The organism is Olivibacter domesticus (genome assembly GCF_900109575.1).
In the GTDB taxonomy this organism is placed as follows: Bacteria; Bacteroidota; Bacteroidia; order Sphingobacteriales; family Sphingobacteriaceae; genus Olivibacter; species Olivibacter domesticus.
Genome location: NZ_FOAF01000002.1, coordinates 627,866 through 649,105 on the forward strand (window position 1 = coordinate 627,866; position 21,240 = coordinate 649,105).

The window sequence follows — 21,240 nt, forward strand, 5'->3', positions numbered from 1 at the left end:
TAATAGGGGTGGTGCGAACACCCCTATTTTTTTGGTTTTTGTTTACTTAGGGTAAGTGTAAAAAGTTAACATACGATCGAGTTAATGTTTTTTAGATTCATTGTTTATTAAATATTATTTTTACTTGGTAATCTTCCACTTCAAATTTTGTTGTATTATCACTCACAAAATTGAGCATATCTAAAACCTCAGATAATCGGGAATTTCTAGAAATAGTGCCGCTAAACAATTGATTTGGTTTTGTGCCTTTATATTCAACTTTAAAGTCATACCATCGTTGAAGTTGTTGCATAACGTCCATTATATCATCCTTTTCAAAATAAAAATCACCTTCTTTCCAAGCGATTGCTTTGGCTAAGTTTGCAGATGTAACGGCTATTTGCTTTTGGTGGATTTTCGCCTCCTGTCCTGGCTTCAATAATTTGAACTTTTCTCCATTTGAAACTTTTACCATCCCCTCTACTAATGTGGTTGTCATGTCGGAATGATAAGTGCTCACATTGAATTGTGTACCTAAAACCTCTATTTGCGATCCAGCTATTTCAACAACAAAAGGTTTAGTATAATCTTTCGCCACTTCAAAATAGGCCTCACCTTCTAAATAAACTCTTCGCTCCTCTCCAACAAACTGTACAGGAAATCTTAAGGTCGACATAGCGTTTACCCACACTTTTGTGCCGTCAGGTAACGTTAACTGGTAAGTACCTGCTTTTGGCACTTTTAAGGTATTGAAAATCAACCTCTTTATTGAATTTCGATTTTGAGCATAATTAACTGTTCCACGTAAATCCTGGATTTCTGTTCCATCTTGCTCCTTTATTTGCTTAAATGGCTTACCAAGATCCAGCATTGTTCCATCTGATAAAATAATCTTGGCTCTTTGGTCGCCTGGGAGTATATCTTTGCCTTCAAGAGATATTTTTTGTTTGTTAACTTCGCGCATCTCCGACGATTTTTCTGAGAGGAAAAATCCGAGAGTTAATAGTATTATCGCTGCACTTGCCACTGCTAATTTCATCCAGATTTTGACAGCAGCTTTTCTATATTTACGTTTCTTAATTTTTTGCCATGCTGCCTCTACATCGAGGTGTTCTAAAAAAGTGATTTCATCATTCACCAAATCTGTGTCATTAAACGACTCTAAAAATCGTTTATGCTCTTCATTTTCCTCCAGCCAATTCTTTAATATGCGCATTTCATCTACAGAAATGGTATTCTGTAAATATTTACCAATAAGTGGTGCTATTTCACTATTATTTAATTCCATGCGATATTATAAAGGAACCTTAGGCGAAAGAAAGGGTGACAGGAATTTGTTTTTTTTTAAAAATTTTATCCTTTAATCCCTCAAATGAGGCAAAAGAATAGTTGAATATTATCAAAAATCAAAGAAACAAGGAATGATAAAGGATAATAACTCCGGTTTAAGTTTACTTTTTAGCATTTTCAAACCACGTTGTTTCTGGGTCTTCACCGTATTGATACTTATTCCTAAAAGTCCGGCAATTTTCAGGTTACTTAAACCCTCCATATATCCCAACTTAAAAACCTGTTGACATCCATCGGGGAGTGTTTCGATTGCTTTTTGGATCTCGGCAAATACTTCCGCTCTTAATAGGCAAGCAAGAATCTTTTCCTCTTCCCATTCTTCGAAATTTTGATACTGCCAGTATTTTGCAACTACTTTTTCATGTCTCGCGAGGTTATAACAAGCATGTCTTACTGTTGAATATAAATAATTTTTAATTGCTACTTCACTTTCTACTAATAACTGTTTATCATTCCAATAAGACATAAAGGCATCTTGTACAATGTCTTCTACTAAGGTCTTATTATCCAGTAACTGCCATGCAAAATGGCATAACTTTTTATAGTAGCTTTTAAATAATTGTTCAATATTCGCTAAATCTGACATATTTCAGAAGATAAAAAGTTTACAATTCTTTTTTTACCCAACAGTCAGCTTAATAAGGAATTCTTAGGCCTGATACTACAATTTTAAAACAATTAGTCATGAAATGCAAGACCAATATATTTTCGAAAAGATTTTAGTTAGATTTCTATGATATTTATCAATGTGAGAATTACACGACAATTCTAAGAAAAGACACGTATTTAATTTAGGTACGGTGATTTTGAGAGAATATCAAAACCACCAAACACTCAACATAGGCATTTGTATATTACGAATAAGTAACAACTATATTACTAAACACTACATCACTATAATCAGAAATGTCCCCCAATTTGTATTTGCTGCCTTATAAACCCTATTTTTGGCTCTTCTTATCTCAAGATATTAATTTGATTTTTTTAGGTTTTATCATAAAACAGGTTCATTATTTCCAGTTAACAACGTTCTAATTGTTTTTCCCAGATAAAGCGGTTCAGATCCGACGTTTTATAGTCCGAGCCCCAGATCGAGATGTTACATAAGCTCCCCACTGCAGCGGCATAGTCCAACATATCAATTCCAATACCGACGGTAGATATGCTCGCTGTGTGTTTTGCATATAAAATGCATTTTATCTAAGTTTACATATGTTTCCATTAACAACAGGAATATGTATTGTAGAGTTCCCTTCCAATTTAGGGTTAAAAGAACCCTATCCCGGTCATGAACCAGGTGTTAAACGCCTGCCCGATTGGTTAAGACAATACCATCTTCATGAATATATCAATCCTTCACAGGTATTAAGGCTGGAAGCTCCTCCGTACACCATGCATCTGGATGAAGAAAGTGGTGTACGAAACGCAGATTCATTAGTAGAATATGCGAAAGAACAAGACAGCTTGATTCGACAGGTTTTGGAAACAAAACAATTCCCACTAGTATTGGGGGGCGATTGTAGTATTCTTCTTGGTCCACTTTTAAGTTTACGCCAAATGGGGGAATATGCGCTCTTTTATCTAGATGGCCACACTGATTTTATGTGGCCAAGTCTGTCTCAAACTGGCGGGGCTGGCGGCATGGCGGCGGCATTTGCGGCAGGTAGAGGTCCTAAAAAACTTACTAATATCTCAAATTTAGCCCCCTATATAAAAGAAGAACATGTGTGGTGCGTTGGTAATCGAGAATACGAGGAATGGTATGAACAAGCAATTATAGAGTCAAAAGCCACCTATGTTTCACTAGCTCGACTTAGGGCCGACAGTATTAAACATATAGTTTCTTCTTTCTTAAAAGCTGTGTATTCGCAAAATTTAGATGGTTTCTGGATTCATTTTGATGTAGATGTACTAAATGATACGATAATGCCAGCAGTTGATAGCCGAACGCCTGACGGACTTCATTATTCGGAATTAAGAGAAGTTTTAAGCCCCCTACTTTCTGATCCAAAAGTAGTCGGTTTGACGCTTACAATTTTAGATCCTGATTTAGATAAAATGGGTGTTTATACAACAGAATTCGTGGAGCAGATAAAGAATCTATTTGAAACCTGTAATAAAGGCAGATAGACATTTTGACGGGATTCAGTTCGGTCAAAACGTCTATCTGTGCCGACGGAAATAACTAAATCACTAAGGCCAGTTGATCTAACTTCTCAGTAATAGCAGCCACTTCCTCAGCAGAAATGGAAGCATCAACAGCTTTCGCATTTTGTATCGCTTGTTGGGTGTTTCTTGCTCCTACTAACGTGATAGTAATTCCGGGCTGTTCTAGGGTCCATAAAAGGACTAACTGGCCGAGCGATATACCTTTATCGTCCGCTAGCGGCTTAATGCTTTCTAAGAAGGCATTGGTCTTTTTTAAATTCTCGCCCTGAAAAAAGGGTAACCCTGCACGATGATCTCCTTCTCCGAACACATGCCCTGGTTTTATCTTTCCCGTTAATAGTCCTCTTTCCAATGGGCTATAAGCGATAACTGATTTGTTATAATTTAAACAATAGGGAATTACCTCCTGCTCGATACCTCTTTTAACCATGCTATAAGGTACTTGGTTAGATGCAAGTTTTATTACCTTTTCAGCTTCGCTCATTTGTTCAGCATTATAATTACAGACACCGGCATATCTTATTTTACCATCCTTTATCAATTGAGCGACAGCTTCCATCGTTTCCGCTATTGGAGTGGTACTTTCAGGCCAGTGAATCTGATAAAGGTCGATGTAGTCTGTTCCTAGTCTTCTTAAACTGTCCTCACATTCTTTTATAATACTCTCCTTTCCGGCATATTTATAAATATCAATATCCTGGCCATCATTGTTTTTACTTTTGAATCCAAAGTCGCCTTTTGTGAGATCCCACCGCATACCATATTTGGTAAGAATATGGATTTTATCTCTTGCAATGCTCTTTATGGCTTCTCCAACAATCTCTTCGCTTGCACCTTGCCCATAAACAGGCGCTGTATCAATGGCATTAACACCTAAATCATACGAAGCCTTTATGGCATTTATTGCATCTTGTTTTTCACTTCCTCCCCACATCCAGCCACCTGTTGCCCAAGCACCAAATGTTATCACCGGAAGATTGAGTGCTGTTTCCCCTAGTTTTCTATATTTCATATCATTAATTTTATGTGTTTTATCTAAGTTAAAATGTATATTAGCTTTTAAAAGCTTATTTCATGAGAAAGCTAAGTTCAACAAACTATTACAATCAAACTTACTTAGAAGGCAAATGCACTTTGAATGAACTTATTCATCTGCTAAGCAAAAGGTGGTTAACAGAAGTGTTATTCAGCATTGAAGAAGGCAACAGTCGTTTTTCAAACATTAAAGAAGATCTCAAACATATAAGTGATAATATCTTGGCCAATCGCTTAAAATATTTAGAACATTACAAACTTATCAGTAGGAATGATAGTTTTCATGAAACACCAATCCGAGTTGAATATACGTTAACTGAATCAGGTCGAAAACTAAGTGATATGCTTGATCAACTATGTACCTTTGCTGAAAATGAAATTGCCTTTCCTGACTAAGCTGTTTACTGGTCATCGCATTTCATTTAAAATTATTAACGCTAAGAATTCCTTTCAGCAAAATTCTTATATCGGTTACCTATAATCCCACCATTACAATAATATTTGTCATTTTTTATCTCCCATCTTTTGTCATTTTTCTATTGAACTTGCAACAACTTTTTATTTCACAAATCACGTACTTTCTATTTTAAAATTCAATAACTCCTTAAATTGTGAGTGTAATATTTATGTTTGATCCTTTAATTTACCACAAATCAAAACTAAGTTTGTGGAAGGTCAAAAAATTAAAATGATGACAGCGAGATATTCGCACTTATCCGGTCCTACTAGATTGTCGGAACGTAATCGGATGCTACAAACAATCAAACCATTTTATAAATGAGAATCGTTTCCTTTTTTATTATCTGGATACTATCCACTAGCTTAATCTCAGCGGCAACAAGAGATTTTTATCAATTGAAAATTTATCATCTCAAAAATCAAGAACAGGAAAACAGAGTTGATGCATTTTTAGAGAAAGCTTATATCCCTGCACTTCATCGGGCACACATATCGCATGTAGGGGTTTTTAAACCGAGCTCTTTTATGAAGCTCCCAGCTAAAGAACAATTAATTTATGTATTCATCCCATATTCTTCTTACGAAGAATATACAAAGTTGGAAGCGGCACTTTTAAATGATCAAGAATACATAAAGTTAGGTGGCGACTATTTGAATGCCGCACATAACAATGCTGCTTACGAACGTATAGAAACTATTTTATTAAATGCATTTATTAATAGTCCCAATTATAATACCCCAGCATTGACAGGTCCAAAGCAGGAGAGGATCTATGAATTAAGAAGTTATGAAGGGCCCACAGAAAAGCTCTATCATAATAAAGTAGATATGTTTAATAAGGGAGACGAAATAGGTCTATTTAAAAGATTAGGCTTTAATGCTGTTTTTTATGGAGAAGTGCTTGCTGGCAGCAAAATGCCAAACCTCATGTACCTAACTACATTTGAAAACAAACAAGCGCGCGATGAACATTGGGAGGCGTTCGGTAAAGATGCTTATTGGAACAAGTTATCATCGTCACCAATCTATCAAAATAATGTATCTCATAGTGATATTCTTCTTTTGACCCCTACTACATATTCTGATTTTTAGCGATAAAGACATCATTTAAGTAAATAGCCGCTTGTCTTCTATGCACAACTGTGTATATATGACACGGCTACTACACAAGTTTAGCCTTTAGCCAATATAAGTTAGCAATATTTGTTATATTCGCAGCGATTAAAGTCTACCAACATAGAGACAGGGATGTTCATTCACCATAACTCAAGTACCAGTAAAATAAAAGTACAGTTACTTATTGTTTTTTTCTTCAGCTTTGTTTGCATTTTCTCCGTTTTTCAAAAAGGTTCTCAACAGCAGCTTTCAGGTAATATAGATTTTTCTACACTAGAGCATACTTTTGATGATTTTAAAGATGGCATATGTTTTCTTTTAAGAAGCAAACACTCAAGAGCGTCTATCAAGGTTATTCAAAATAAATATGCTGATACGCCTGTTCCCACTTTTGAAAAATTCGTAAACAGTTGTTTCTCTTATCAACCCCATTGGTATAAACCAGCCTACTACTCTTTTCTGTTTAGGTATAACCTATTCTAAACCTCTCTTTTATTCTGATATTAATACCCTAACACGTATCGTTCTTTAACTATTTATTTATTTGTGCTACTCTAATTCAATATTAGCAGCATTAAAGTTTAAAAAAGTCAAATGACAGAATTTTTTGATTTCTTCCAAAACCTAACCAATCCAGAATGGATTATGGAAAATGGAGGTTTATATCTTCTTCTATTTATAGTATTTGCCGAAACAGGCATACTATTGGGTTTTTTCCTTCCAGGTGATCCATTACTTTTCATAACGGGAATGATTTTGGCAAATAGCACCTTACCACATGTAAATTCCACTTGGAGCTTGTTATATTGGATTTTATTAATCTCTATTGCTGGTATTCTAGGAAACTTTCTGGGTTATTGGACCGGTAAACGATCAGGGAGCATACTTTTAAAGCGGAAAGACAGTTTTTTGTTTAAGAAGAAGTACATTGTTCAAGCGCAAGAGTTCTATGAAAAAAAGGGAGGCGGTGCCATCATTCTTGCTCGTTTTATGCCTATTGTCCGGACATTCGCTCCGGTTGTTGCTGGTATCGTAAAAATGGATTTGAGGAAATTCTCTATTTTCAACATTATTGGCAGTTTCATATGGGTAGGTGTTTTAGTGACCGCTGGTTTTCTATTAGGAGATAACGAATGGATCAAAAATAATCTGGAGAAAATCATCTTCTTGATTGTTCTTATTGCAACAGCGCCTGTATTGATAAAAATGTTCAAGGGCTTTAGAAAAAAGGCAGTATAGATAGTGTTAGCTGAGACAGATTTTAAGCGGGTACGAAAAGGTATCTCGAACAGGGTTAACCAAACTTATAACATTCGGTAGTCAAAAAATAAAAGGTCTTCAACCGGGGAGATTGAAGACCTTTAGCTAACCAATTATAAACCTAAATTATGATGATACAAAGATAGTGTACAAAATACACTTTGTCAAGTATTTTTTTTTATTTTTTATCGTTAGTCCTGCGGTATTTCTAACACGCGCCACTCAGCCATTTGTATCAAACCTGAACCTCTATTTGCTGTAAAGGAGATACGATAATATTTATACTTCGCAGTATTGTTAAAAGTGTAACTGTTCACCTGGAAACGTTCAGCGAATTCTTCTTCATTGCGTTCATCTAAAATCGTCCAATTTTCATCATCATTCGAACCTTCCAATTTCCATTCCTTTGGATCACGATCTTCTGCATCATCAGCAGCAGTAATGGTATAAGCTGATAATACCTTCGGATCGGAGAATTCCAGTTTGCACCACAGATCTCCTTTATAATCAAATTGTAGGAATTTAGTACCTGGATTATTATCTACCAGTTTTGAAGAGCCTTCACCAGACGCTGCACCACTGTTATTATCCCGCGATACCGTCAAGATACCCTCCGCTGTCGCGTCATTTACAAGCCCCTGCTTAGAAAGAATCTTCACCACATTTACCGTCGATTTGTTCGGTGTTCTTACACGGAGCATGTACCGTTGAAAAATACCTTCCGGAACGGAAGTAATAGCACTTTCTTCCTTGGAGAAGGTTTGATACACTACGGAAGTGGCAGTCGACTCAACTTCTTTCAACCAGCTAATAGAATCTATTTCCATATCCGTAGCAATGCTTAAACGCAGGTTATCTCCCCCCTCACGAGATACCTCAAAATTCAAGATACTATCCGGAGTAATGTTAATCAGCACCTCTTTTTCTGCCCAATAATCTTGACTATTTTTGGTGCGGAGCTTCACCCTAAAATTTCCGGAATTTAAAAAAGTATGTGTGGGCGATAATTCCAGTGAAGTACTATCATCGCCAAACTGCCATCTCGCTTCCTGATAATTTGTAGATGCATTCTCAAAGGTAAACGTAAAGGGATCATTTTCTGCATTTTGCTTAAAAGTAAACTCGGCCGTTGGTTTTGCTTCGTCTTCTACAGGAGGCACCTCTTTTTCCTTCTTACAAGTAAAAAGTAAAAGAGCCATTCCACAGATAAGCACTAATCTATTGCATTTCATATATATACATGAATATTTCATTTGACTATATCGTTATCATTATCAATAAATTTTCTATCGATCATTCCTACTAAAATTAGGGGGTTCTAATCAAGCGCCATTCTATCATCTGGAAAGCTCCAGCACCATGATTGGCCGTCACATTCACCCGATAATAGCGATAAGGTATTGTGGACGTAAATTCATAACGCTTCGTCTGGAATCTTTCAGGGAAGGTCTCTCCCGTTCTTGTATCGAGTATTGTCCATTCCTCTCCGTCTAATGAGCCTTGTAAATTCCAATCTTTTGGATCTCTTTCGGATGCATCATTACCTGAAGTGAATGTATAAGCTCCCGCTAGTATCGGCTCTGGATACAGTACTTGGAACCACAGCAAATTGTTAACATCCCAATTGGTTAAGAACTTAGAATTATAATTACCGTCGACTAACTTTTTGGAACCCTCCCCTGCATCTGGACCGTCACCATTATCCCGACTGACGCTAAATTCGCCTTGTTTAGTAATATCTACTTCTGCCACGCGGTCTGGATAGATCAATAGGACAAGCGTTGCCTTATCCGGACTGAGCACATGTCGACTGGGATATTGCAAATCCAAAGCAAAAGCAACTGGATGATCCAAGTGATTGGTGATCTTCTCCCATAGAATACCTACTGATAATGGAAACTGATTCGTATTTGCGGGAATACGCTGAATACTGTCCACACTGTAGTCCTGCCTGCTCAGTAGCTGCGTGTTCTGTGGCAAGGTTCCATTTGCGATAAGCTTATTAATGGTATCCGCATTGGACACAACAGATACTTCAAAGGCCCTCGACGCTTTACCCGCCAATAAAATATCGACAGGTATACTGATACCGCCCGAATTAACCGTGTAATTTTGCTTATTAGCGATCTCCAATAATTCACCCGCTTTCTGAAATGATAAGTAATGAATATCCTCTAAGTTGAGCACTTTATCCGTTTCCAGCAGCAAGGTCGTGATATCATTTGCCAGGTCCGTTACATTTCCTTTGCTTGGGTTGGTTAATTTAATGCCAAGTGCTACCTGTTTACCATAGACACGCTCAAGCGCAGTAATGTTGATCGGTACCTCAAATGTAGCCTCTTTTGCTCCAAAAGGAATTTGTACCACATTGGGCAATTGATAAGTACCGGCTTGTATAACTGTGGTATTTGCTAGCTGTCCTTGCTCAATGGCCTCTTCCAGCTGTTGATTATCCACCGTTAGCCCTACTTCAAAGGCTTTCGCTGCTGCTTGTGACAACTTTACCCGGAGCTTCACCGTTACATTCTCATCGTCCTTTACAACCGTTGTATCCATATCCCCGGCGCTAATGGTGCGGGGATCTACCTGCTCCGAATTGAATTGCTCTAAATCGTTCTCTTTACAGGAGCCCAAAAAGAGCAAGATTGGCAGGCAGCATATCGCTATACGTATACATAATTTTGGTATCAATTGTAGTTCCATAATGTTCAATTTTCTTTCACAATGTACAAGCACTGATTTATTGATCAAGCCACACCCTTCCGTCTAATTGCCAATTTTCTTGTCTGGGTATTTTCAACCAGCTAATGATTTGAGCGGGGATATCCTGATTTCTTGGCACCAAAGATCCCAGATCACTTGCACTAGGTGCGCATAGAAATTCATTTAGATTATCCCAGCTAGGCGTGCCATCTTTTAAGGCCAAATGACTTCCTAGAGGTCCCTCATCCATAATCATTTCCCCCTCGCTTCCAACTACTGGCCAATAACCGGCGAGGTAATCATAATAGGGATGCTGTTCGTCAATGCCGGTTCCACAGGCATACTGACTGATAACATCATCTGGTAAAGCAGCTTTCCAAATACGTACATCACTGATATAAGCATCCGGCTCGCGGTGGCCATTACCATTAATATAGCCTAGTTTTAACAGCGCTGCATTATTTAAATTTCCCCAACCGGTAATATCCCGCTCGTTATTAAAGCGACCATTAGTGAAGGTCCGCACAAACCGCTTGTTATCACGGATCACACCTACCACAGCAATACTATTCCAAGTAGCATCTCCCAGGGTTCCACCCCGCACCTGCTCTGCGCCTGAAGTGCCCCGGGCGTTGAACATCCAGAAATTATCCTCCAGAAAAACAACCCATCCCACCGATGGCCAACCACTGGACCATTCCGGACGTTTACCCAATAAAGACGGATAGTAAAATTTGTAATTATTATCTGGCCCAATATTCTTCTTCACTTTCAATTCGATCGTGAAAGCCTCCGTTGGTCCTCCCAAGTTATATACATCGTTGTTCTCACCAGTCAATTCACCATGTAAATTGCCTTGAAAACGTACGAAACTACCTTGATAGCGGCTACCTAAGTAGGGTTTTGCTATAAAGCGTGATCTATACTTTGGGGTATAGTAGACTAAAAAAGTGTTGGCATTAGGGTTACTAAAAATAGTATTATCATTCTCCTCATCCGGGATTTCAAAAGCGCCACCTTTATTGGAAGCAATAATCACCAGCCAGTTTTCTTCTTTATAAGTGGGTCGATTTTCCAGTGCGGCCATGATCTCACCCACCGTCTCATCGAATTGCAAAATAGCATCTCGGTAAGCCGCCACACTAATATCATAGCCATCCTGTGCGCCTGCCTTGTCAATAGCCGAGAACTGTCCCACAATCAAGGTGGTTGTATCCTCTTGCACGCTTTTCAGCACTGCCGCCTTCACCGCAGCATCATCAGCCAGCCTTTCACTCACTGCTCCTTCCACCAAGTATTGTTCAAAAATGCTGGATGATGTAAAAACTTTACTGCTATAGCCATTAGAGGCATCCGCAACGCGCTGGAAAACAGTGGGGAAAGTTTCGAAATTATTTTGTGAAAAATCATTATTAATCACCCCGTGTTTTTCTCTTCCCACACCTGTAATCATGCTAGCCCAATTCGTCCCATTTTCTGTTGCCTCCTCATCGCTTACGCCAAACCAGGAATAAATAGCATTGTTGAGCAGCGATGAAATATGCGTTGTTTGCGCCTGTTGTACCGAGGCACCACGTGTACCATCCACAATCAGGTACAAAACCTTTGGTTTGCCAAAAACCACATTTACCGAATCATTTGCTTCCGTAGCCGGTATCGTCTTTTCAAATTCCTGTTTACAGCTCCATATACCCAGCCCCATCATCAAGAGGAATAGCGGCAAAACGTACTCTTTCTTTCTATGGCTTGATCTCTTCATTTTTCTTTAGGTTTATTTAGTTAATTACAAGGCGAGTAATACTATTAACTGGCTGATTATTAAATCGATAAAAAGACCCTATTAACAATAATGCCCGTTTATTATCTTCGCTTTTGGTTTCAATAATATTAGATAGGCCGCCCGTAAATACACCGGTAGCGTTATATCCCACCGCCAACGAACCATCGGGATTGAGGACCATAAAGCCATTCCGGGTAATATTATCATACTTTTGGAAGCTACCATCCACCACAATAAGTCCGTCGCTCAGCTGCTGCGCCAAACCAAATGTACCTACATCCAACGGACGTGCTGTAAAAGAGGGATCCAAAGAACCGTCTTCATTCAGCAGGGCCATTCCTACTGCAGGTTGACCATCATAACTGGTGAATATACCCGTAATCAAATATTTCCGGGTAACAGGATTAAACGTAAGCGAGAAAATTTGTTTATTCGCACCCGTTCCTGATTTGAAGCTTTCATCAATGGTTCCATTCTCCTTCAAGCGCACAATATAACCCGCGGCCTGATCATCAAAGCGCGTGAAAGAACCGAAAACAACCAGTTTATCTTTATTCGGTCCTTCATTATGCATATAAGTAGACACATTGCCATTCCCACCCGAGAAGCCTTGATTCGTTGCCTCGTTGAAACGGAAAGTTTTATCCAAGGTACCATCCAGATTCAGTCGTGCCACGTGCCGAAATTCCGTGCTATCTACAATTACCGTATCTCGGGTTTCATAGCGATTCGGCTTATCGTATTGCCGGCTCAAGTAGTATCTAAAATTACCTGTGATCAACAATTTGCCCTGATGGGGATAAATCCTTGAAATAGACCCATCCGTGCCGCCATTGAATCGCGGAAAATATTTAGTCGTATCCGTTTGATCAGGTCTTCTGAAGGTTTTGATACCGATCGTATCTATACTTCCATTGGTGTGGAGCATAGCCAGATTGCTGATATTTTCTGTCCGCTGATCATAACCGTTGAAAACACCAGAAATAAAAAGTTTATCATTCACCATATTGATATCCATCAAATAACCGTTAGCTCCCCTGCCCGAACGGAGACTGGCATCGTAGCTACCATCAGAAAATGTTCGGACAATTCTATTAATGGGTTTCACAATACCTTTGTTATCATAATTGGTGAAATCGCCCACAAAAATGTATTTACCATCGCTGAGCTGAAGAGCCCTAGACACATCTCTATTTGCTCCGTTTACGGCGCGAAAGGTCGGATCCGGATTTAATCTTCCTGTTACCGAAAAATTGGGTCCAAAAACCACTGCATCACCCACCGAAACCGAAATCACCCCGGTGCTGGCATAATCTGGCACCTTCACCGTAAACCCCTCGGCTGTTATTTCATTAATCTCTGCCTGTTCCCCATTAAACCTGACAACCAACTGATCGGCATAAAGCGTAAGTCCGGTTGCATTGACCTTTACCTCTGTACCTGGCAAACCACTGGCCGGATTCGGCTCTTGTGAATTATCCATGACAATACCCAATGGATTTTTCCCAGAGGGATAGGGTTCCTCAAATTTCTCCTGCTCCTTCTGACAGGCTGATAGCACCAAAATAGCCGCCAATATTTTATAGATATTCTTCATACACAAATAATTTAAGGTTTACTCAGAAAAATTTCCAGCGTGATGTCTCCTCGGGAAAATCCAAAATCTCCTTGGGCCACAAGAGCATGTATGACGCCATTTTTAGGTTGAATATCAGAGGAAGCTACCGAACGCGTTAACCAGTCATCATTGGGCCGGGAAACATCTGGTATATAGGAAATTGCCAGTTGCCTGTATCCATTGTATTTAATTCCTCCGGCGTCAAAATAGACTACCCCAATATTTAAGACCGCTGTCTCATCATAATTATAGAAATTCTGCCCCGGAAAGATAGACCGTACATCAAAATCCACCTGGGGATAATCGGCCAATAAATTTTTACCTTTAAAGATATGACGCATCAAATACCTACGCCAGATCATGGAATCGACATCGGCAAGTGTCTGGATGGTATCTTTCCCCCCTACGAAGAGCAAATAATTTGCAGTTCCGATGGTGTTCATGTCACCAATCATATTTTTGATATCCAGGTCTCTGGGGGCAAAAAAAGTAAACTCCTCGTTTCGAAAAAAATCTTCCATACCGGCAAGCTTAATTACCTGGGCCACCGTATCAAAGTCAATCGGTTTGGATTCAATGTACTGCAAAATATCTCCATCGTAATAAGGGTTCGCTTTTCCGCCATCGATATAATAATCATCCTTTTGACAAGCACCCAGCAAGAGTACTCCCAGTAACAAGCTATAGATCAAACGTATCATACCTTTCATTTTAATGTTCATTTTTATATCCCCCCATTTGTCCAGAATTCATTTAGCGACATCAAGGGATTATTATTCCGCGCACTCTGGTCAATCGGCCAGGTCCAGGCCCTTCTAGTATATTGATCCAGTGTCATCGGTCGCCTAGTGAATTGTGCATTCATAATACGGCCTGTTCTCACCAGATCAAAATAACGATGTCCCTCACCGAGTAATTCGCGCGCTCTTTCCAAAAAAATAAAGGTTTTCAAGGGGGCACCACCACCGCCATCATATACGGGTGCTTCAGCACGGTCCCGGATCATGTTCAAGGCTTCAATAGCCGCTGCATCCTGATCGAGCTCTGCCAGTGCTTCGGCACGCAGCAGAATGGCATCTGCATAACGGAATATCAAAAAGGTATTATCCGGGTTACGGTCTTCATTACCGGACGCATAAGTATTATAGGCATATTTCAGAATCAGGAACCTTCCGGAATTACTGAGCATGTCTTCGTACCAGATCGTCTTTCGCAAATCGGCCACATCAGCAGGGTAAAGGGTGTTCATATAAAACGAATTGAAATAGGCCATGCTGTTGTTATTATTATACCGCGGGAATTTATATGGCCAGCGCAAAAAGTGATCGCCAAAAGGGGCGAGCGCCTCATTGTTATCATCATAATTGATGCTTCTGAAAAATTCAAATAAACTCTCTGGGGAACGACCTTTCACCACTTGCGACCAGCCCTCTACGGTCATGGGCAACAATTGATAAGCGCCACTTTTAATCAACTGATCACCAAAGGCTGCCGTTTCCTCATAATATTTATTCCGGTTATTCTTATCAAATCCAGCATTCCACATATTCATATGCATTACTAAAGCTGCGGCACTGCCCCTGCTTGCCCGGGCGCCTCGCTGTGCTGGATCGCTATTGGTCCAAGGCATACCCTCCATCTTACTTTTCATATCAGCAATGCAATTGTTCAAAACTTCCACCATCGGCATCCGGGGTAGTGGATCTGCCTGATAAGCTGTGGTATAGTAGACGACATCACCGTACAGCCGCACCATCCAGAAATAGGTAAAACAACGGATAAAAGTTGCCTCTCCCAGGTAACGTCTGGTATCGCTCTCCTCCAAGGTAGGAATTCCCTCCTCCAATTTATCAATCAAGATATTTGCTGCTTGGATAACACGGTAGTATTGTGTCCAATTGGTAATTTTCACTAAATTATACCAACCCCAAGGGGCACCGCCGTCAATCGCGTATAGCAAATTATTCTGGCCCAACACTTCCACAATCAAACGGGCATTGTCGCCCTCTTTCTCCGGACTCCGGAATACTTCGCCCGAGCGATACTCACCAATAGCCCCAATTACATGGCTCTCATTGATCTTCTCGAAGAAGTCGCTATACATCTTGGTGATATTGGCTTCCACATCGTCCTTGGATTGGAAAAAATTATTTCCGGTTAATTTATCTTTGGGCACCACATTCAGAAAATCTTTACAGGCATGGAACCCCAAGGAAATAAGGGTGATACACACCAGAGCACTTATTCTTTTCATGTATTTATTCATTTTGTACGCTTTAATGTTATTGCCTGACTAGCTGTTTTATCCATCATCACATCTCCTTTAAAAATCCACGTTAACACCTATATTGTATGTACGTGGCACCGGATATCCACCCGAAACATCCCTACCCATATTGGTTACATTCTCCGGATTTGGACCGGAATAACGGGAGAAGGTATGCAGGTTTTCAGTGGACAAGTATATCTTGATATTATTCAGCCCCAAATTCTGGGCAAAACGCTTCGTAAACATATAGGATAAGATGACGCTATTGATTTTCAAATAGGTACCATCTTCTTCCCAGAGAGTTTGATCAGGTCGGAACGGTAATATCGAATTGTAGCGCGTATAATCATAGGCGTAGGGATATTTGGATATATCCCCAGGTTGCATCCACATATCGATACTATTCAATGGAACCACAGCACGGGGACCCGCATTTGCGTCGAGCGCAAAAGGATCCCGCATCAGTGAAAGTCGGTCGGACAGCGCATTATTCAGTACCGTACGTTTGGCAGTAAAGGAAGTATAAATGGCTACGCTCCACTGCCCATAAGATAACGTACTGTAAATACCTCCGGTAAATAGTGGCTGCGAATTGCCCGTTAGCGCATAATCGAAATCATCCAAAATAAAATCGCCGTTTAGATCGCGTAAAATGGGATCACCAGCCTCAAAATAACGGCCATTGGTTTGATAACGTTTGCCCGTAACCGGATCTACCGGTACATCGCCATGATGAGAATACACACCATCATTGATCCGCAAATAATTTGACAAAGCATTCCGACCTATACGTTTCGCAATATGCTGTCTATAAGCATCGTTTGGATCTGCCCATTGAATAAATTGTCCATTATATTCCGCAGGCAAACCTGTTAATACATCCCTATTGTAGGCTCCATTGATGGTGAAAGACCAGTTAAACTTGCTACTGGCCGGTAAAGGACGGATAGTGAGGGAGACTTCATGTCCATAATTTACAATACTGGCATCATTGCTCAACAAGATGTCAAAAGCAGAGGTATTGGGCAGGTAACGTTCAAACAGAAGATTACTTACATCTTTATAATAGGTATCATAGATCAGATCTATTTTATTACCAAATAAACTCAAATCCACGCCCAGATTAAATTGTTCTGTCGTAACTGGCTTCAAAGTAGGATTGGGAATGATCCGGTAGTCGATACCTATGCCCTGTACATTATTGTACATGCCACCAATATTATATTTACCATAAATCACTTCCAAATTAGTCGAAGGCACAATGTTCTTACCCCAACTAAGGCGCAAAGCACCTAAATTCAGCCATTCAGAATTTTCAAACCATTTTTCCTTGTTGAAGTTCCAACGGAGTCCAATCGCGGGATTTTTAGAATAAGGATTGTCAATACCACTACCGGAGTCTCCATCCAAACGATAGGAAAGGTCGATGATATATTTTCGCATAAAGTCATACGACAAGGAACCGGCGAAAGAGGCCTGCCTCGCATCCTTAAAATTGGTTAAGACACCACCGCCCCTCGACGCCCAGGCATCAAAGCCCCAGGGTCCTTGGAATTGATCGTTGGGTGATTTATCTTGCCGGGTAATGCTGTTTTGTGTACCCTTCTTATAAATTTCACTAAAAGCATTAATAAAGAAATTATGCTTCTCATTAAATGTTTTGGAATAATTGATACTATTTCTGTTGTATAATTGATAATCTCGACCGTTGAAGGCATAAACCCTGGCAAACTGGTTATTAGCTGCGGCTGGGGTGAAGGTATCTTCGAGATTGGAAGAAAAATCATAACTCAAATTAGTGGTTAAGCGCAAACCTTCGATCACCATAAAGTTTGCATCGATATTGGTTCGGAGATTACGGGTGCTGTTATCATTGTTGGTGCGCAACGAGGAAGCCACTCCAGAAGACGATTGGAAGAAAGAAGGGCCAGGCAATAAGGTTGAAGCTTGTCCGTTATTGGCAACTCCCTGTTGCAATAGGCCTACCCCATTACCTTTATTCTGCTTTCCGATCTGTCCATACACCGTACCCGAAAAAGCAAAACGCTCACTGGGCCGAAACTCCATGCGTGTATTTAAGTTGAAACGCTGAAAACCGGTATTTTGTATCACACCTTTCTCACCAAAATAACCAATATTGGCTTTGTAATTCAACTTTTGATTACCCCCATCAATAGCCACATTATGCGTTTGATTATAGGTAGTACGATAGAAGATATCTTGCCAGTTGGTAGAATTATTATAATAAGCATTTAAACTATCAGAAAGAAAAGGGGTTTGCGAAATAGCGTATATATCCTTCATACCGATGGCATTACCCAAAATCTGCTGGATCTTAAATTGTCGTTCTAAATTACCACCAAGTGTTTCACGTAACATGGGAGGTGTTTTCATAAAGGCATTGCCAATGTAGCGAACCCTGGGTACCGGCGAATTTCCTCTCTTAGTGGTAATGATAATCACTCCATAAGCTGCACGCGAACCATACATAGAGGTAGCCTGTGCATCTTTTAAAATCTCGATACTTTCAATATCTTCCTGCGGGATGAGTGAAAGTGGACTCATACCGGGTCCTTGTTGTTGAAAACCAAATTCCGAGGCCTTGTCTGCATCAAGTGGCACCCCATCAATTACATATAAAGGCGATGTGGGTTGTAGAAAAGACTCACTTCCAGAACCGGTTACCGTCATCGTTGAAAGTCCACGCACCTGTGTAGAACCCCGAAAACCAGGTGCACCCGTATTGTTTTGAATATTCAGTCCGGGTACCCTACCTTGCAAGAGCTGCTCTACGTTGGCAACCGGTACTTCCTGTATTTCCTTACCACTGATGGTAAAGGAAGAACCCGTACTCAATTCTTTAGAACGTTGCACATAACCACGCACCACCACCTGTACCTCCTGCAACTGGTTATTATCCACCTGCATTTTGATATCAATGGTTCGTTGCCGACCATTATGAGTGATCCGCCTTTCGAGGTAACCCAGATAGCGGAATACAATAACGGCGCCCCGATCTATCGTTACACTATAACTTCCTTTTGCGGTGGTAGAACCGATTGCCCGAAGTGGACTGCCACTAAAGACGGTTACCCCTGGCAGACTTTGATTTTGTTCATCTGTAACAATCCCACTTACCGTTACTTTCTCTGTCTGCGCGTAGGCAATGGACAGACAAGCGGAACAGTACCATAGGCAAAGTATCCATAAAAATCTTCTCATAATATCAAGCTTGGTTAGGTTACTACTCATCTTCAAATTTTGGATTGTCGTTTATGAATTGGAAAACCACCTCCCAATCGCCTTTCCTGAATATCTTGAACTCCAAAGCAATCGAAGCGATCGTGCGTGAACCGCCTAAATCTCTCCGCGAATAGCGTAGATTAAAACGGGCATTTCCATTCACGGTATATTTCGTCGGGATATCTACCAAAGGAATCGGATAAGCCACATCATACTGCACATATTCCGTGGTGATTGTCTTATTAAAACCATGCACCTGTAAATCCCAATTGGTTTCATTAAATAAAGCAGGGGCAATAGGAATCGTGTCTTTGTCAAGCACCTTCACGCGGATGGTATTGCCCGTACCGCCCGGTACCTCTCGAATAAAGGCGATGACGTCCTTCTGTTGATCATTGCTCACCAATGCCCTTTTACTTTGCACACCAATCACGTTACTGAGCGCCGGACGAATATAATTTTGCTTATCAGGATTTAAAGGATCCCTAGGATCTGGTGCTGGGCCACCCGTGTAGGGATTAATATCCGTAGAAGGCTCATAAGCACGTTCTAACCAAGGGCGCACCTGAAAATCTCGTATGAGCGTTTCGCCACCTGAATTGGATATCTTCAAGTCAAAGAAGCGGACATTCTGTACCAGGTCGCTGCTATCTTTGGGACGGGGTGCAACTAGATCCTCGGTTGCTGCAGCCCACATAATAAACTGACCAGAAGGCCGCACCTCAAATAATGGGTGTTCTTCCAATTTACGCTTGGCCTCGATAGCCTCCAAACTGGTTTCCGTACCATCGTATGCATCCACCCAAACATAAGTTGGCTTTGTCTGAAAGAGATCCGTTACAGGTCGTCCATCACCATAACGCGCATTCACAATTTCAAAAGTGAGCGGCAAACTGGAGTTGGCTGAATTAAAACTCCCCATCAAACTGGTTCTTCCCAGTATTGGTTCCAAGTTCTGGCTTGAATAACTCATATTGGGGTTTAGGTATTCCTTTTCATCCGGTAGGTTATACATTTTCTTACATGCGTTTAAACTTAGCAGTGCAAGAGTGCTCAAGTAGAAGTATGCCTTGATCTGGTGATATGTTTTGCTATGTCTCATTGATTTCCTATCTATATGATTATCTAAAACCTAGGGATCTTACTGTTTTGGTTCGTTAACGGTCCAATCGGCAAACTGCATCGCATTGGTGCTGGTTCGAACAATGTTCAACCTAAAAAATTTATAGGTATTGGTATTGTTAAAGTAAAACACCCTTGTCAAGAAGCGCTGTTCAAACACTTCGTTGCTTCTGGAATCTAACGTTGTCCAATTTTCGCCATCCATGGATCCTTGCAGGTTCCAGTCCTTCGGATCGCGGTCTACATTATCATTAGCCGAAGTGATCGTATAAGCTCCTGCAACCGCCGCCTCATTTAGTTCAAATTGCGCCCATGCATTGCTGAAGTCGCCCAAAAACCACTTCGTTTCTGCATTTTGATCGACAATATTATTTGAACCTTCCACGCCACCAGCGCCACCGCCATTTTCACGTGATACCGTTTGTACTCCGCCAATCGTCGCAAACAAGTTTGGTGGTGGCGGGATATAGAGAAGGCGTGTATTAAACTCGTCAAAACCGAAAATATGGTCTGGATTGAGCACGTGCACAACGCCATTGCTGGTTCGGATATTGATAGATCCCGTGGTAGTACCCACCCAATCCCGTTCAAATTGGGAGCGCTTGGTATTACTATATAGAATCATCTCCGGTCCTCCTCCGATATAACCAGAAGAAGTTGCTTTCTGTACGCGGGCATGCATGGGATAGGCCGTTGAAATAGCATGCATTAATAAACCATCCTGACCGCGCAAGCTGTCGGAAGGGTAAACGCCCCGCATAATATATTGACTTAGCATCGTATCCAATTGAGCACCATCCACCGTTGCTAGGTATTCCGGGTCCTTATCCGTCAATTTGCGTACATTGTTCAGGTTCGTAATAGCTAGGTTAAAACCGGCATTCGATACCGCAAACAGCGTAATTGCACTATCCTGCAAAAGCGGTTGCAGCCCTAGGCGGTCTACCACCTGCACCAGCGAATCGTAGATACCCGCCTTACTTTTGAGGTATTCATAAGTATTCCCCTTAAATTCTTTATCAATCGCAGCCGGATTATAAAAGCCCTTATCTTTTTCACAGGCCGTCCACACCCCCGCTAGGAGTAATAGGGAGACAAAAAAATAACTGTAATTTATCTTCTTCATAATCTTAGAGC

At 40.5% G+C, this 21,240-nt stretch carries 16 protein-coding genes; 4 read left to right on the forward strand and 12 right to left on the reverse strand.

Translation table 11 applies throughout. From position 1 onward, the window contains the following. Nucleotides 1–97: 97 nt before the first annotated feature. Entirely contained in the window at nt 98–1,267 is a 1,170-nt protein-coding gene (locus BMY50_RS13135) for a FecR family protein (RefSeq protein WP_093325041.1), read from the reverse strand. 111 nt (nt 1,268–1,378) lie between these two features. After that, the gene (locus BMY50_RS13140) at nt 1,379–1,915 is read right to left on the reverse strand and encodes an RNA polymerase sigma-70 factor (RefSeq protein ID WP_093325044.1); all 537 of its coding nucleotides are present in this window, start codon (nt 1,913–1,915) and stop codon (nt 1,379–1,381) included. A gap of 626 nt (nt 1,916–2,541) precedes the next feature. Between BMY50_RS13140 and BMY50_RS13145 the strand changes: the two genes are divergently transcribed. Beyond that, nucleotides 2,542–3,459 (forward strand): arginase family protein, encoded by a 918-nt coding sequence (locus BMY50_RS13145; protein WP_093325047.1) that lies wholly within the window; start codon nt 2,542–2,544, stop codon nt 3,457–3,459. A gap of 55 nt (nt 3,460–3,514) precedes the next feature. Here the strand turns inward: BMY50_RS13145 and BMY50_RS13150 are convergent, their stop codons facing one another. After that, nucleotides 3,515–4,510, reverse strand: a complete 996-nt coding sequence (locus tag BMY50_RS13150; RefSeq protein WP_093325049.1) for an aldo/keto reductase — start codon at nt 4,508–4,510, stop codon at nt 3,515–3,517. A gap of 62 nt (nt 4,511–4,572) precedes the next feature. Between BMY50_RS13150 and BMY50_RS13155 the strand changes: the two genes are divergently transcribed. The 3 genes from BMY50_RS13155 to BMY50_RS13170 all read left to right on the forward strand — a co-directional run bounded on the left by BMY50_RS13155 (nt 4,573) and on the right by BMY50_RS13170 (nt 7,347). Further along, the gene (locus BMY50_RS13155) at nt 4,573–4,929 is read left to right on the forward strand and encodes a winged helix-turn-helix transcriptional regulator (RefSeq protein ID WP_093325051.1); all 357 of its coding nucleotides are present in this window, start codon (nt 4,573–4,575) and stop codon (nt 4,927–4,929) included. 381 nt (nt 4,930–5,310) lie between these two features. Next, nucleotides 5,311–6,084, forward strand: a complete 774-nt coding sequence (locus BMY50_RS13160) for an NIPSNAP family protein (protein WP_093325054.1) — start codon at nt 5,311–5,313, stop codon at nt 6,082–6,084. Nucleotides 6,085–6,702: 618 nt separating this feature from the next. Beyond that, nucleotides 6,703–7,347 (forward strand): DedA family protein, encoded by a 645-nt coding sequence (locus BMY50_RS13170; RefSeq protein WP_093325058.1) that lies wholly within the window; start codon nt 6,703–6,705, stop codon nt 7,345–7,347. Nucleotides 7,348–7,559: 212 nt separating this feature from the next. Here BMY50_RS13170 and BMY50_RS13175 read toward each other — a convergent pair whose 3' ends face one another. The 9 genes from BMY50_RS13175 to BMY50_RS13215 form a co-directional block, all read right to left on the reverse strand. Beyond that, on the reverse strand, nt 7,560–8,600 hold the full coding sequence (locus tag BMY50_RS13175; RefSeq protein ID WP_162276587.1) for a PKD domain-containing protein: 1,041 nt from the start codon (nt 8,598–8,600) through the stop codon (nt 7,560–7,562). Between the two features lie 76 nt (nt 8,601–8,676). Next, entirely contained in the window at nt 8,677–10,071 is a 1,395-nt protein-coding gene (locus BMY50_RS13180; RefSeq protein WP_093325062.1) for a BT_3987 domain-containing protein, read from the reverse strand. 37 nt (nt 10,072–10,108) lie between these two features. Beyond that, a complete protein-coding gene (locus BMY50_RS13185) occupies nt 10,109–11,830 on the reverse strand; it encodes an alkaline phosphatase family protein (protein ID WP_093325064.1) in 1,722 nt (573 codons plus the stop codon). Nucleotides 11,831–11,846: 16 nt separating this feature from the next. After that, on the reverse strand, nt 11,847–13,448 hold the full coding sequence (locus BMY50_RS13190; protein ID WP_093325067.1) for a DUF5008 domain-containing protein: 1,602 nt from the start codon (nt 13,446–13,448) through the stop codon (nt 11,847–11,849). 11 nt (nt 13,449–13,459) lie between these two features. Continuing rightward, nucleotides 13,460–14,170, reverse strand: a complete 711-nt coding sequence (locus BMY50_RS13195; protein ID WP_139202256.1) for a hypothetical protein — start codon at nt 14,168–14,170, stop codon at nt 13,460–13,462. A 23-nt stretch (nt 14,171–14,193) separates the two neighbouring features. After that, nucleotides 14,194–15,723, reverse strand: a complete 1,530-nt coding sequence (locus tag BMY50_RS13200; protein WP_238383758.1) for a RagB/SusD family nutrient uptake outer membrane protein — start codon at nt 15,721–15,723, stop codon at nt 14,194–14,196. Nucleotides 15,724–15,792: 69 nt separating this feature from the next. Next, the gene (locus tag BMY50_RS13205; RefSeq protein WP_093325836.1) at nt 15,793–18,960 is read right to left on the reverse strand and encodes a SusC/RagA family TonB-linked outer membrane protein; all 3,168 of its coding nucleotides are present in this window, start codon (nt 18,958–18,960) and stop codon (nt 15,793–15,795) included. 22 nt (nt 18,961–18,982) lie between these two features. Beyond that, nucleotides 18,983–20,083, reverse strand: a complete 1,101-nt coding sequence (locus BMY50_RS13210) for a DUF5007 domain-containing protein (RefSeq protein WP_093325075.1) — start codon at nt 20,081–20,083, stop codon at nt 18,983–18,985. 39 nt (nt 20,084–20,122) lie between these two features. After that, nucleotides 20,123–21,229: a discoidin domain-containing protein gene (locus BMY50_RS13215; protein WP_093325077.1), complete on the reverse strand. Its 1,107-nt coding sequence runs from the start codon at nt 21,227–21,229 to the stop codon at nt 20,123–20,125. Nucleotides 21,230–21,240: the final 11 nt, after the last annotated feature.